Source organism: Vibrio sp. 10N.247.310.23, assembly GCF_041467155.1.
GTDB lineage: Bacteria > Pseudomonadota > Gammaproteobacteria > Enterobacterales > Vibrionaceae > Vibrio > Vibrio crassostreae_C.
Genome location: NZ_JBFSTZ010000037.1, coordinates 1 through 14,267, shown reverse-complemented (window position 1 = coordinate 14,267; position 14,267 = coordinate 1). Strand labels below are relative to the sequence as shown.

At 46.3% G+C, this 14,267-nt stretch carries 12 protein-coding genes and 1 pseudogene; 8 read left to right on the top strand and 5 right to left on the bottom strand.

The window, feature by feature from the left end; all coding sequences use genetic code 11:
* Positions 1-96: 96 nt before the first annotated feature.
* Entirely contained in the window at positions 97-855 is a 759-nt protein-coding gene (locus tag AB6D93_RS21550; protein ID WP_102332335.1) for an ABC transporter substrate-binding protein, read from the bottom strand.
* A gap of 88 nt (positions 856-943) precedes the next feature.
* Between AB6D93_RS21550 and AB6D93_RS21545 the strand changes: the two genes are divergently transcribed.
* Positions 944-3,376 carry a response regulator gene (locus AB6D93_RS21545; protein WP_102332334.1) on the top strand — a complete coding sequence of 811 codons (2,433 nt, stop codon included), beginning with the start codon at positions 944-946 and terminating at the stop codon, positions 3,374-3,376.
* Between the two features lie 151 nt (positions 3,377-3,527).
* Here AB6D93_RS21545 and AB6D93_RS21540 read toward each other — a convergent pair whose 3' ends face one another.
* Positions 3,528-4,280: an SDR family NAD(P)-dependent oxidoreductase gene (locus tag AB6D93_RS21540; RefSeq protein ID WP_017061222.1), complete on the bottom strand. Its 753-nt coding sequence runs from the start codon at positions 4,278-4,280 to the stop codon at positions 3,528-3,530.
* Positions 4,281-4,292: 12 nt separating this feature from the next.
* Positions 4,293-4,988, bottom strand: coding sequence for a sulfite exporter TauE/SafE family protein (locus AB6D93_RS21535; RefSeq protein WP_017061223.1), 696 nt, complete (start codon positions 4,986-4,988; stop codon positions 4,293-4,295).
* 362 nt (positions 4,989-5,350) lie between these two features.
* Between AB6D93_RS21535 and AB6D93_RS21530 the strand changes: the two genes are divergently transcribed.
* Positions 5,351-6,667 carry an aspartate aminotransferase family protein gene (locus tag AB6D93_RS21530; protein ID WP_017066353.1) on the top strand — a complete coding sequence of 439 codons (1,317 nt, stop codon included), beginning with the start codon at positions 5,351-5,353 and terminating at the stop codon, positions 6,665-6,667.
* Between the two features lie 167 nt (positions 6,668-6,834).
* Here the strand turns inward: AB6D93_RS21530 and AB6D93_RS21525 are convergent, their stop codons facing one another.
* Positions 6,835-8,349 carry a PLP-dependent aminotransferase family protein gene (locus AB6D93_RS21525; protein ID WP_102332333.1) on the bottom strand — a complete coding sequence of 505 codons (1,515 nt, stop codon included), beginning with the start codon at positions 8,347-8,349 and terminating at the stop codon, positions 6,835-6,837.
* A gap of 238 nt (positions 8,350-8,587) precedes the next feature.
* Between AB6D93_RS21525 and AB6D93_RS21520 the strand changes: the two genes are divergently transcribed.
* The 4 genes from AB6D93_RS21520 (at position 8,588) to AB6D93_RS21505 (ending at position 11,874) form a co-directional block, all read left to right on the top strand.
* Positions 8,588-9,454, top strand: coding sequence for a transporter substrate-binding domain-containing protein (locus AB6D93_RS21520; protein WP_102332332.1), 867 nt, complete (start codon positions 8,588-8,590; stop codon positions 9,452-9,454).
* A gap of 131 nt (positions 9,455-9,585) precedes the next feature.
* Positions 9,586-10,224, top strand: a complete 639-nt coding sequence (locus AB6D93_RS21515) for an amino acid ABC transporter permease (RefSeq protein ID WP_102332331.1) — start codon at positions 9,586-9,588, stop codon at positions 10,222-10,224.
* A gap of 137 nt (positions 10,225-10,361) precedes the next feature.
* Positions 10,362-11,027, top strand: a complete 666-nt coding sequence (locus AB6D93_RS21510; RefSeq protein ID WP_017061228.1) for an amino acid ABC transporter permease — start codon at positions 10,362-10,364, stop codon at positions 11,025-11,027.
* Positions 11,020-11,874 carry an amino acid ABC transporter ATP-binding protein gene (locus AB6D93_RS21505; protein WP_065584483.1) on the top strand — a complete coding sequence of 285 codons (855 nt, stop codon included), beginning with the start codon at positions 11,020-11,022 and terminating at the stop codon, positions 11,872-11,874. Before AB6D93_RS21510 ends, AB6D93_RS21505 begins: the two co-directional genes overlap by 8 nt.
* A gap of 139 nt (positions 11,875-12,013) precedes the next feature.
* Here AB6D93_RS21505 and AB6D93_RS21500 read toward each other — a convergent pair whose 3' ends face one another.
* On the bottom strand, positions 12,014-12,742 hold the full coding sequence (locus tag AB6D93_RS21500; protein WP_004732583.1) for a UTRA domain-containing protein: 729 nt from the start codon (positions 12,740-12,742) through the stop codon (positions 12,014-12,016).
* Between the two features lie 211 nt (positions 12,743-12,953).
* Here AB6D93_RS21500 and AB6D93_RS21495 point away from each other — a divergent pair, with 211 nt between their 5' ends.
* Both AB6D93_RS21495 and AB6D93_RS21490 read left to right on the top strand, forming a co-directional pair.
* Complete coding sequence (locus AB6D93_RS21495; RefSeq protein ID WP_102332330.1) at positions 12,954-14,057, top strand: ABC transporter substrate-binding protein; 1,104 nt, start codon at positions 12,954-12,956, stop codon at positions 14,055-14,057.
* Between the two features lie 61 nt (positions 14,058-14,118).
* Positions 14,119-14,267 (top strand): annotated as a pseudogene (locus AB6D93_RS21490) (alkaline phosphatase family protein); the annotation flags it as partial.

Genomic DNA, 14,267 nt, shown 5'->3' with positions numbered 1-14,267 from the left:
GCAGGGCGGCCTTTTCGGTTTTAGAGAGTCAGGCATCAACGAGAGTTAACGTACGTGACTAAGCTATCCGTTGATAAGTTCTACGTTACGCTGGTGCTATAAGTAACTCTGTACGATGTCGTCAAGCTGTCCATCGTCTTTCATTTGGTCTAGGCGTTGGTTGATGAAGCTTTGCAGCTTAGGATCCATCTCAGGGTCAAACGCCAAATGGATAGGGTAGTTATTGATGACAGAACCAAACTCATGCATCTGGTAATCATCAATACTCAGTTTTTGCTCGTTTAGGTTGTATTTGATTCGTGATTCCATTTCCACAAACACGGTGTCGCCAGGTGCTCGGTTCAGGACACGAAACGCAGCAGTGTAATCTTTTACTCGAATCTCGTTGAGCTTGCCCTGTTGGATATAAGATTCCAAGTTCGGATACTCAAATCCTTTCAGCAATACCACGGCTTTCCCATCGAGATCATCGATTGTATTGAACTCAAATGGCTTTTTACCGCTGCTGAGTAATACGTGTTTTACATTGTAAATCGGGTCTTCAGATAGGTTCGCAGATTGAATATTCCCCCAACTAGGGCTGCCATAGGTAACCCAGTTTGGATTCTCTCTCGCATCGAGCTTGTCGATCATTCGATTAAAAGGGTAGGTGTGGTAGTTGATCTCATATTGGCTGTCATCAAACACGGCTTCCACAATATCTGAAACAATTCCTCTGTGAGATGACCCGTCAGTTTCGATTTGAAAAGGTTGCGCTTGGCTCGCAATAATGTAGTAGTGAAGAGGTTCGTTTGCAGAAGCATAACTGCTTGAAAACAAACTGACTATGGATGCAACGATAAGATGTTTTTTCATAACCTTCCCTAGTTATTTGATGAATGACTACTATTATACTAGTTGAGTAATTGTAGTTTGCTAGGATAACAATAATGGTAATTTGTGTATGGTGACAAAAGGAAAACGCTACGTTGGACTCTCCCGACAGTTGATCGGGATGATAATAGCGATCAGTACCTTATTCACAGTTATAGTGACAGGTCTCGGGTTGTATGTAGAGTACCAAAGTCGAGTTTCTTTTATCAGCTCTCAGATCGAGCAGGTCAAGGCTGGCTACCTTTCTGGTTTAACGGCAAGTTTGTGGGTTGAAGATCGAGAGCAATTGTTTGTGCAAGCCGAAGGCATCTCTCGCCTCCCTTCGGTCAGTTACCTTCTTATCGAAAGTCCCGATGAAAAAATTCTAGAGTTAGGTCAAAAGACCGAAGGCCAATCTTATTCTCAGTCTTGGGAAATGGTGCACCAGATGGGCGGCACAGACTTCCCGTTGGCGACGCTCACGGTGCAATCAGACTTGAGCATGATCCTAGATGACTTTGAAGAACGAGTGTTATTGTTGCTCGCCTTCGAAGCCGTTAAAATCTTCTTGTTGTCTCTCGTATGTTTAACCATCGTCTATCGTCTTGTCGTAAAACGTTTGATGACTATGTCTTCCCAAATCAACCAACAACAGGTCGAAGACAACAAACCGCGCTTTATAACGCCAACTCACTCTACTTACAAAGATGAGATATCGACTCTAGAGAGTAGCTATAACCGATCGGTAGAACGTATTCGTCAACAATATCAAGAGCTGGAAAAAGCTAAAGATGTTGCTGAGGTGGCCAACCGCAATAAAAGTGAATTTCTTGCCAATATGAGTCACGAAATCCGTACACCAATGAATGGGATTATCGGGTTGTCGTCTTTGCTCTCTGAAATGGATATGCCGAAAGAGCAAAAAGAGTACATCAACATGCTCAACACCTCTTCGCTTACGTTGCTCGACTTAATCAACGACATTCTCGATTACTCGAAGATCGAAGCGGGGCGACTAGAGCTTCAGCAAGAGCCGATGAAAATGATGGGCATTGCGGCCGACGTTGAATCAACCTTTCGAGTGAAAGCTGAACAGAAAGGGCTTCGATTCCAATTAGCGATCGACCCTAAGATCCCAACCATGGTGATTGGCGACGGTATACAACTAAGACAAGTCCTAAATAACTTAGTAGGTAACGCGATTAAATTTACCGAGCATGGCCACGTCACGCTCTCGCTTCGTTTGGAAGAGGTGGTTGAGCCTGAGCAAAAACTCAGAGTGAGGTTCGAGGTTGTCGACAGCGGTATCGGTATTGCAGAAGACAAACAGAAATCGGTGTTCGATAAGTTTCAACAAGCCGACGGCAGTACCACACGTATTTATGGAGGCACAGGGCTTGGTCTAACAATATGCGAGAAGATAGTGACATTGATGGGCAGCAAGCTTGAACTCACCAGTGTTGAAGGTAAAGGCAGTACCTTCTATTTTACGGCTGACTTTGACCCGTGTTTAGAAGCCGATGAAAGCAATATCGATTTCAATAAGGTTTCGGTTCTGCTTGTGGATGATAGCCAGCTGAACATGCGTATAACGTCTACACAGCTTCAATCCTTTGGCGTTAAGTCTGAGTGCTGTGAAACGGCAAACCAAGCGTTAGAGTTGGTTTCAGAGTCTGTGGCTAAGTCATCACCTTATGATCTCGTTCTGATAGACAAAGTAATGCCGTCCGTTGATGGCTTTCAACTGGCGAGAAGCTTAGTTGAACGCTTTGGTAGCGAGTGTCCCAAGTTAGTGATGATCTCTGCTGACCCTAGAAAGCAAGATGAAGCTCGTGCTAAACAAGTCGGTTTTGTTGCCTACATTGCGCGTCCTTACCAAGATAATCAGCTTAAATGGACCATCAGTGAGGTACTCGCGAGAGCGGCTGATACTTCAGTCTTTACCTATCCGAACAGAGGAGAGGTTGCGTTTAAAGACAATGAACCTGTGCCGTTAAGTAAACCTGCAGCGGTTGTTAAAGATGCTCCCATTGTCTCTGTAAACGCCACACCAGCCGATAAACAAGCTCCAATTCAAGCAGAGTCAAAACCTGTCGCAGTTGCCGGAGAATTTAGTGGTACAGTTTTAGTTGTTGAAGACTCGCGAGTAAACCAACAAGTCGCCAAGATGATGCTCAAGAAGCTTGGCTTTGAGGTTGATATTGCCGACAACGGTGAAATTGGTGTCGAGAAATTCAAAGCCAACGAATACGAGATGATTTTTATGGATTGTCAGATGCCGGTTCTCGATGGCTTCGAAGCGACCAAGCAGATCCGAGCGCTCGAAGAAGGGGCTGCAAAGCATATTCCAATCATTGCGCTGACGGCCAACGTCGTGCAGCGAGACAAGCATTTGTGCTTCGATGTAGGCATGGATGAGTTTTTACCTAAACCGGTTAACCAAGGCAAACTGAGAGAGATCGTAGCGAGTTTCTTGTCGAAAGAGACGGAATCAAACAAAGAACATGAGCAGCACATTGTTTAGTTGAGTATCTCTAATCTTACTTTCATTAAAAGAGTAATGAGGCGAATTAGACATAGTCTTTTATGCCGTTGGTTATATTTGAAGTATCGTGTGAAAGAAATGATAAAGGTGGCCTGAAAAGACCACCTTTTTTGTATGTGTCGGTTTGAACTTAATCTCTATCGATTGCGAACGCAGACCATGCTTGACGTGTCGGCATCACTTCGACTCGGTTAATGTTGATGTGATCTGGCAAGGTTGCGATATAAAACATCTGCTCGGCAATATCCTCTGCTGACAACGGTGTAGTGCCTTGGTAAAGGTTGTCTGAAGCCGTCTGGTTACCTTTAGTTCTTACAAGAGTAAATTCCGTTTCTGCAATACCAGGGGAGAGGTCAGTCACTCGTACCCCTGTGCCTTGTAAGTCACAACGTAGGTTGTAACTGAACTGCTTTACGAACGCTTTGCTGGCACCATACACATGGCTTCCTGGGTAAGGCCACTGTCCGGCGATTGACCCAACATTGATGATTGAGCTTCCTGCGCCTTTTTTAATTAACGTAGGCAACAGCGCATGAGTAACATTAACCAAGCCTGTGACATTGGTATCGATCATAGTGTGCCAGTCTTTCAAGTCCACATCAGGCGCGCCTTCTGGTGCCAAAGCTAACCCAGCATTATTGACCAATGCGGTAATCGATGAAAATTCAGCGGGTAATGAATCAATGGCTTGTTTTACGGCGTCTGCGTCTCGAACGTCGAGTTGAATTACATGCACAGGCACCGTTAATTCTTCCTTTAGGTCGAGTAGCCTTTCGATTCGACGACCAGACAGCACTAACGACCAGTTATCTTCTGCGAAACGTTTTGCTGCCGCTTTGCCGAAACCAGAGGTTGCCCCTGTAATGAACGCTATCTTATCCATAAATACATCCTTCTAATTTGAAATTAACATAAGTAGTGCCATGCCGATCAAAATCGGCGCGGTCGTTGTTTTTGCAGACAAGTTCGGTACTGATAGATACAGTTTTTGCCCCAGTACATTGCCAATCAAAGCTGCCGGTAATAGCCATAAACCTGTGATGAACGATTCTTGGTTAAATGCGCCAATCCATATGAAGCCGATCAGTGAAATCGCTGAACTCAGCAGAAAAAACACAATCGCGGTGGCTCTCTGTTCACTGGTTTTAATGGTCAGGTTCATCAAATACGTCACTAATGGCGGACCTCCTGAAGAAGCGGTGGTCATGCTAAACCCCGAAATGGCTCCCGCCCAAAACGCGTGTCGTTGGTGCAACCAAGTGAGGCGTAAGTCCAAAATAATCAGCGTGCCAGCGACCAAAGACATCATCGCGATAAAGGCCTTCAAGCCTGATTCCGATATCGTGCTAATGAAATACAGCGAGAAAGGCACCGCAACCAACATGCCAATACACAGCGGCGCAATAAGCCGGATATTGATGGTGGTTTTACTTCGCTTGAGCAGAGGAAAGGCACTTAAAAAGTCCAACAAGATAGCGATGGTTACCGCTTGCAATGGTGGAACAATAAAGCTGAGGGAAAGCGCTACGATAATCGCAAACCCAAATCCTGAATAGCCTCGAACTACTCCTGCAAACAGAATCAATGTCATCGCTAATCCTAATTCCACTCTTGCTCACCTCTTTGCTTTTGATATTGCTGCTGCGTTAATTAGCGTTCGATGAGACCTGTCTCGTCTGCCTTTCAATCTATTCACACCTAAGAGTTTTGAATAGAGCCAGATCGACGATTGGATTGGGTCAGGCAGTTTGTTGGATCGGGGATGAGACTTGGGCTGATGTACTGGCCCAATGTTTTGTTGAAACTGACACTATGACCTCCGCCCTGTTTGGGATGAAGATTATTCCATCCGATAGCGCAGCCTTTTCAATGTCGTGTTTTGTGTCTTTCATTCTCGAAGACGAGCCAAGCACGAGCGGCTGTGAATCTAGTGTTGTTAATGGAGACGATGAAATGGAAGTATCAACAGAACAGCTTGTGAACCAAGATATTATCGACCTCGACAAGAGCGTATTTCATTCTTGGTCGATTCAAGAAGCAGCGGAGCCTATCGCCATTGCGGGTGGGCAAGGATGCAAAATGTGGGACTACGAAGGTAAAGAATACCTTGATTTTAGTAGCCAACTGGTTAACACCAACATTGGTCATCAGCATCCACAAGTGATCAAAGCGATTAAAGATCAGGCTGATTCATTAGTGACCGTTGCCCCTGCGACCGCCAACCTCACTCGTGGTTTGGCGGCTAAGCGTATCTTGTCGAAAGCGCCAAGCTCGTTTAAGAAGGTGTTCTTTACCAATGCAGGGGCAGATGCCAACGAAAATGCGATTCGCATGGCGCGACAATTCACAGGGCGCGACAAGGTGCTATCTGCTTACCGTTCTTACCATGGCAATACAGGTACTGCTATTGCTGCGACGGGGGATTTTCGTCGAATTCCAAACGAGTATAGCCGTGGGCACGTTCACTTCTTCAATCCATTTCTCTATCGAAGCGAATTCAACGCGGCGACTGAGGCAGAAGAGAGTGAGCGTGCCCTGCAGCATTTAGAGCGAGTGATTGAATGCGAAGGACCAACGGCGATTGCGGCGATTATCCTAGAGACGATTCCGGGAACGGCTGGTTTTCTCATTCCGCCCAAAGATTACCTTATCGGCGTGCGTGAGCTGGCAACCAAACATGGCATTCAGTTGATATTCGATGAAGTCATGGTCGGCTTTGGTCGCACGGGTAAGTGGTTTGCGTTTGAGCACTTTAATGTCGTGCCAGATCTGATTACTTTCGCGAAAGGGGTGAACTCGGGTTATGTGCCGGCTGGTGGCGTGGTGGTCAGCGAACCGATCGTTGAGCACTTTAAGTCAAACTTCTTTATGGGCGGCTTAACGTACTCTGGTCACCCTTTGGCGATGGCTTCTATCGTTGCAACGCTCGATGTGATGGAGCAAGAGGGCATTGTCACACATGCTGATAACGTCGGTAACAGCGTTCTAGGGCCGCTCCTACTGAGCCTTCAAGAGTTGCACCCTATGATTGGTGATGTGCGCGGTAAAGGGATGTTCTGGGCGGTTGAGCTGGTGGAAGATCGTGAAAGTAAAACACCTTTAAGCAATGAAAAAATGGGGCAATTGAAAGCGCAATTGACCAAGCGAGGCCTGTTGACCTTCATTGTGAATAACCGCATTCACGTTGCGCCACCTTTGGTTATTCAGCCAAGCGATATAAAGAAAGGCGTTAAGATCATTGATGAAGTGTTGTTTGAACTCGCTTCTTAAGTCTCCAATAAGATAGCCAGCACAGCAACCAAGGCACTTTGACAAAGAAGTCCCCGTTCTTTTCAACGTGCCAAACCTAACCTTCAGAAACGACAAAAGAGCATCGATTGATGCTCTTTTTACGTTTATTCACTAAATCACTTTGCTCAAACCGCTCTTAAGTGATGCTAGATCTTCATCGCCTCAGACAGCTCTTTGATACCGGGTGCGATCAGATCTTTGTCGATGGCGTGAAAGCCCAATCGAAAATAGGAATTGGGGTCATATTCTGACAATGCTTCACAGCCCGATTCCGTTTCGGTATTCGTCATAAAGTGTGAATAGCCTGTCTCAATCAATATGCCCTTTTGGGCGGCTCGTGAAGCTAAACGCTGGCTATTGATGTGGCTGGGCGTTTGTAGCCACAGAGAGTTGGCCTGCTCGCTTTGAGCCAGTCGCTTGCAGTCAGGTAAGTACTTCAAGACAGCATCGTTGATCAGCTTCCAGCGCTGGCGAGTGTTTTCTCTAAAGCGCCTCACAAAGCTGTCGTAGTAGCCTTGTTCAATAAAGTGCGCTACTTCCATCTGAACACGGCTTGGCGCATGTCGGTACATCAAGCGACGCAGTATTCTAAGGTCGTAGATTAACTCTTCAGGTGCCACGATGTAGCCTAACCTCAAGCCGGGTGCCAGTAGCTTAGAGAAGCTGCTGACGTAGATGACTCTCCCTTCCTTGTCATTGGCTTTTAGCGCGGGTTTAGGATTCCACTCCACGTTGCACTCGGCGTCATAGTCATCTTCGATAATTACCGCGTCATTGGCTTTGGCCATTTCAAGTAACTGAGTTCGACGCTCATCACTCATGGTGACGCCGGTTGGAGCTTGATGGCTAGGCGTGACATAGAAGTGATCACACAGTGAAGAGTGCTCATTGAATCTCAATCCTTGTTCATCCACTTGATGCGGGTGTAACTGCGCGCCAGAGAGATTGAAGATGTGATTCGCTTCTTTGTAGCCGGGGTTCTCGACTCCGACTCGACTCTGATGGTTCATGAGCAAAGTCGAAATCAAATACAGCGCATTCTGCGAACCTAAGGTTATGAGGATCTCATCACTTTGGGCATGAATACCGCGCTGTGGGAGCACCCTTGTGCGTATCTGTTCGACCAGCATGTCGACGTCTTTATCGACCTTGTCGCAAAGCCAGCGGTGATCATGTGGGTCTGAGGTGACCTTTCTTGTCGCTTCTCGCCATTGAGCTAATGGGAAGTCATTGATAGAGGGTTGGCCAAAAATAAATGGGTATTGGTAACAACTCCAATGCGAGGGTTTGACGATGCGTGGGTATTGGCCCAATTGCAGCTTAACGCGTTTGCTCCAATCCGGTGCATTGTCGCTGTCGGTTGATTCAAAATGATCCAAACTCGCGTCGATTGTGTCACTCGGTTTTTGATACTTTTCTGAAAGGTAATAGCCACTGCGAGGTTTACTGATGAGGTAGCCATCGTCGAGCAAACTGTCGTACACCAAGGAGACAGTATTGCGTGAAACACCCAATTGGCTAGACAGCTTACGACAAGACGGAAGCGCTTGTTCAGCCGGAAAAATACCATTCAATATCGCCGTCACCAAATAGCTACGTACTTGTTCTTGCAGGCTTCTTTTGGAATCAAACTCGATGAAACAATTGTGATTTATCGCCATGAGATACAGTCCTTATTCTCAGTGAACCTCAGTCCAATTTGTATAAAAAAGCAAGAAATGCGCCAGAGTTCATATTGATGTTCTAGGGACAGTTTTTTGCTATCTCAAACCCGAAAGTTACTTTGTCCCAAACTAGAAAATCGCTCTGTCCCAACCTGAAAATTAAATTGGCTCTACGTCTTCGATGCGTTCCGTTCATAAAGTAAAGGCAGGCAAATAATCTCGATAAGGAAAGCGTATGAAACAGGGAATGACGATGAAGGCATGGGTTTCAACAGCGGCAGCGACAGTTGTACTGGGTTGTTTTGGTGTTGCACAAGCGTCGGAGCTTGCAGCCATCGAAAAGCAAGGCTTCATGAAAGTGGCGACAGAAGATAACTACTCTCCATTCAACTATATCGACCGCGGTAAGCCTGCGGGGATTAACAAAGATTTGCTTGATGAGTTACGTGAATATTCGAAGTTCGATATTGAGCAAGAGATCTTACCTTGGACAGGGTTACTCGCTTCGGTATCAGCCGGTCAATATGATGTGGCGTTAACTGGCGCGATCATTACCGATGCTCGCTTGAAGGCCTTTGACTTCACACCACCGATTGCTTCAGCGCAGCATTACTTCTTAACCAGAGCTGATGCGGAAGACATTAATACGGTAGCGGATTTAGATGGAAAAACCGTGGGCTTACAAGCGGGCAGTGCTTTGCTAGAAAGGCTTCCAGAGCTAGAAGTGATGCTCGAAGCACAAGGCAAGTCTTTGGGTAAAGTGGTACAGTATCAATCCTACCCAGAAGCGTATTCCGACTTGGCGATCGGCCGAATAGACTACGTGATCAACAGTGTGGTTTCTGTTAACGAGGTAGTGAAATCCAAAGCGAAGGTGTTCAAAAAAGGCGAGGCGGTGTCTGGTCCTGGTTTCGTGAGCTGGCCTGTTCCTAAAGAGAACCCTGAGCTTTTGGCTTATTTAACGGAATTTTTCCTGCACCTAGAGCAAACAGGAAAAATGGCGGAGTTGCAGAAGAAGTGGTTCGGTGAGTCGTTCGACCAACTGCCTTCAGAGGCCATCACTTCCGTTGAGCAGTATCACAAGCTAACAGCAGTCCAATAGATGGATAAGCATGCGCTGACACAAACAGTTAACGGCTGTTTGTGTCCATGCCAATGGGTTCAAAGCGGTTTAACCCATGAGTCATTTGCGCAAAACCTATCGAAAGAAGTCGCTTATCAAAGAGGTCGTTTATGGATTATTACGCTTGGGAACAGTTGCTACAGGGCGCGTGGGCTACTGCATGGATATCGGCAGTCTCGATTGTATTAGGTGTCGTCATCGGGCTAGTCATTGCTTTAATTCGAATGATGAAAATCCCGTTTGTGGATCAAATGCTGGGTATCTATGTCAGCTGGGCACGAGCAACGCCTTTGGTGACACTGGCTCTGTTTATTTTCCTTTCTTTTCCGTCATTTGGCATCAATTTAGATAAACACGTTTCTGCTATTTTAGCTCTCACACTCAATACATCGGCATTCAATGCAGAGATTTGGCGCAATGCCTTTCTTAACTTTTCAAAAGGACAAATGGAAGCGGCAGAAGCCATTGGTATGAGACGTATCACTTATTTTCGCCGCATCATGTTCCCGCAAATGGTGATCATGAGCCTACCAGCGCTAGTCAATGAGATGTCGTTCTTAATCAAAGGCAGCCCAGCGATTGCGGTGATCGGCATCGTCGACCTAACTCGTGTCACCAATCGAATCTCTGCGGTTACCTATGAACCACTTGGGCCGATTCTATGTGCCGGTGCCATTTACATGTTGATTATTGGCGTGTTGGTGAAGTTGCAAGCGGTGGCTGAAAACCGAGCTACTTATCTGCAGTAGTAAGTGTGGCTATCAGTAATCTACCTCAGTCACAGCTATCAACAACAACCACAGTTTAGCCGTCATGGCTACTTGGTCAGAAACACCATTTACCTGCTTGTGATGCGTTATTGAGCGGGTAAGTTTAAGGAGTAAATATGGAAGAATGGAATATTATCTGGCAACAAAAAGAGCTGTTTGCTTCAGGGTTTGTGACCACATTTTATCTTTTTGTTTCGTCTTCAATCTTGAGTTTCATCATTGGCATCGGTTTGTTGTATTGCCTCGAAAACTCAAAACTTGGTGTGAAGTACACCATCAATAGTTTGATAGGCATGATGCGCACCTTGCCGTTTCTTATCTTAGCGTACCTGCTCTATTACGGGTTGCCGCAGGTTGGTATTCGACTCGATGCGATTACAGCGGGAATCATCGCGCTAAGTCTCTATCACGGTACCTATTTTTGTGAGATTTTCCGAGGTGTTCGTAAAGGATTAGAGCCAGGTTACATCGAAGCGGCGCACGCTTATGGCTTCTCTAAATTCAAAACATTTACCCGAGTTATTACCCCAAATGTGTTGTTTAAGTCGGTTCCACTGATCACGAACCAACTCATCATCTGCTTAAAAGACACTGCGTTTCTTAGCATCATCACCGTCGCAGAAATTACCGCGGCCGCCAACAGCATTCAATCAACGTACTTCATCCCATTGAATGCGTTCATCATTGCTATCGCGCTCTACTGGGCCGTGAGTATTGCACTTGAAACCATCACCAAACGAATCCAAACCAAAGTTGAACTTAGAGGACTTAGCCATGCTTAAACAATCAGAGATTATTGAAACGGAAGCACCGATTAACCCTTCTTTGGGCGTGAATTTGGAAGTGATTGAGTGCGAGCCACTATTGGAAGAACGAGAGACGATCATCAAGGTTGAAAACCTGTCGAAACAGTTTGATGGCATCGAAGTACTGCGAGACATCAACCTCAACATCAACAAAGGCGATGTGGTGAGTATTCTCGGCTCGTCAGGTTCGGGGAAATCGACGCTACTGCGTTGCATGAACTGGTTAGAGCAGCCAGAGCGCGGCACGATTTTTATGGGTGATGAGCGTATTGGTATCAACTCTGAAACGGGTAAGCCACTCAAATACAAAGAGTTGGCGAAACTTCGAGAGCGTCTTGGAATGGTTTTCCAAAGCTTCAACTTGTGGCCGCATTTAACCGTGTTGCAAAACGTTATGGAAGCGCTGGTTCACGTTAAGAAGATAGCGAAATCAGACGCCGAAGAGATGGCACGTAAGCAACTCGATAAGGTTGGGATGTCGCACAAACTAGAGAACTACCCAAGCATGTTATCGGGTGGGCAAAAGCAACGTGTCGCTATTGCCAGAGCTCTCGCGATGGAGCCGGATGTGTTGCTGTTTGATGAACCAACGTCAGCACTCGATCCTGAATTGGTCGAAGAGGTGTTGTTGGTGATGAAGAAACTGTCGCAAGAGGGCTACACCATGGTGGTTGTGACACATGAGATGGAATTCGCGCGTCAGGTGTCGGATCAAGTGGTATTCCTTGAGAAGGGCATCTTGATTGAGAAGTCCAACCCAGAGAAGTTCTTCACTAACCCAGACTCACCAAGGGTAAGGCAGTTCCTCAAGCTTGATTCGTGAACTAGATGATCCACATCACCTTAATGTTTGATCGCTAAATCCAAAACTCCGACCTAATCAGTCGGAGTTTTTGTCTGTGCTCGTTTTTTCTTCCCAAACCCAAACTTAAACCTAAAACTAGGCAAATGGTTATGTGATGCTAACCAATACTGTCAATATGAATGACCACAGAGTCCGGTCGCCAGTATTCCAACTCGCAGTCCATCAACTCGCCATCTTGTTTGTAGTTCACTCGACAGATCTTAAGAACAGGCTGCCCCTCAGCCAAATTCAGCGCCTTGGCGACATGAGCAGGGGCAGAAGTTGGAATAACATCAAAACGCGAGCGTTGGGTCTCGTAGCCGTATTTTTCTCGGTAGATGCCTGTCAGCGACATGGTGAGGTTTTCTGACAACACCTTCTCAAACAACGGCGCTTTTAAGACGTTTTCAACAAACAGCACCGCTCGGCCATCAATAAAGCGTAGTCGCTCAATCACGTGTATCGGCGTTATCTGTTCTATCTCTAATGCTTTGGCGTAATCGCCCGCGGCCATCTCTGTGCGGGTGCTCAGCAGCCTTGTTTCTGCAATACGATGTTGTTCGCGAATCATTTGATGAAAGTGAGAGCGAGACAGCGGGTTGTAGCGAATTCGTTCGGGTGACACATACCAGCCTCGACGCTCTTCTCTGTATATCAGACCTTCGGTTTCTAATGACACCAATGCATCTTTGAGCGTGATTCGTGTGGTGGAAAACAGCTCGCTAAGGTTTCTTTCGGATGGCAGTTTTTGCCCTTCAATGAAGATACCTGATTGAAGCTGCTCTCGAATACTCGCCTTAATTCTTCCTAACTGTGTCCCTGATTGCCCGGTGCCCAATGTTCTCATTACTGATCTAGTCCATAAGTTCGTGTGCTTAATAAGGTAAACCATGGAGTTAACAGGAATGTGACAGTAAACAATGGCTTATTGTCATATGAGTGAAATATAACTGCCACGTAAATGCACTCGAACTGTCAAATAACTTACGGCAAACCGTCACATTCCGGCTATAGCATACAAAACGAACTTACTGACCTAGTCCAGAAGGATAGAGACAATGAAAACTTTGCTTAGCCGTTCAACTGTATCGCCAGCTAAATTAATCGGTTCACCTGCAAAATTAATCGGCGCAACGCTAATAACGGCAACACTTTCAATGCCAGCGATGGCGAAGGATGCTGATCTTGAGTCACTGATTGAAGCCGCTCAAAAAGAGGGTGCAGTTTACAGTGTGGGTATGCCAGACAGTTGGGCAAACTGGAAAGGCACATGGACTGACCTGAAAGCAAACTACGGTTTGAAGCATCAGGATACCGATATGAGCTCGGCTCAGGAGATCTCGAAATTTGAAGCAGAGAAGAAAAACGCAACCGCTGATATTGGTGATGTGGGTTTCGCATTCGCACGTGTGGCCGTAAAGAAAAACGTCACTCAGCCATACAAACCAACCACTTGGAATGACATTCCAGACTGGGCAAAAGACAAAGATGGTCACTGGGCTCTGGCTTACACAGGTACTATCTCGTTCATTTCAAACAACAACCTTGTTGAAGATGCGCCGAAAACTTGGAGTGACCTACTAGAAGGCGACTACAAAGTCACAGTGGGCGATGTCGGCGTAGCCGCGCAAGCAAACAACGCGATTTTAGCGGCAGCATTTGCTAATGGCGGTGACGAGTCGAACCTAAAACCAGCGATTAAATTCTTTGGTGAACTAGCGAAGCAAGGCCGTCTATCTTACACAGATCCAAGCATTGCGAACCTTGAAAAAGGCGAAGTGGAAGTAGCAATCATGTGGGACTTCAACGCACTGAACTACCGCGACAAGATTGACCGTGAGCGCTTTACCGTAAGCATCCCGCAAGATGGCTCAGTGATCTCTGGTTACACCACCATCATCAACAAATACGCGAAAAACCCGAATGCGGCGAAGTTGGCTCGTGAATACATCTTCAGTGACCAAGGCCAAATCAACTTAGCAGAAGGTTACGCGCGCCCAATCCGTAGCAGCGTTACGCTACCTCAATCAGTACAAGACAAGCTGATCTCAAACGATGAATACAGCAACGTTCACCCAGTGACTGACTTCTCAGCATGGGAAAAATCAGCACGTCGCCTGCCACGTCAATGGCAAGAAAGCGTATTGATTCACCAGCAATAACCCCGCTTAACACGCCACCTTCAGTAGGTGGCTTTTAGAAACAAGCAATAGAGAATAGACCATGAGCAATAAGGTTATCCTTGTTGTTCTAGATGGACTGAACTATCAGGTAGCCCGTGATTGCATGGGCTACCTGAACGGTCTTCTAGAGCAAAGTGATATGTATGAGAAACAGGGCGATTTGCAGACAAAACAGGGCGATTCGTACAA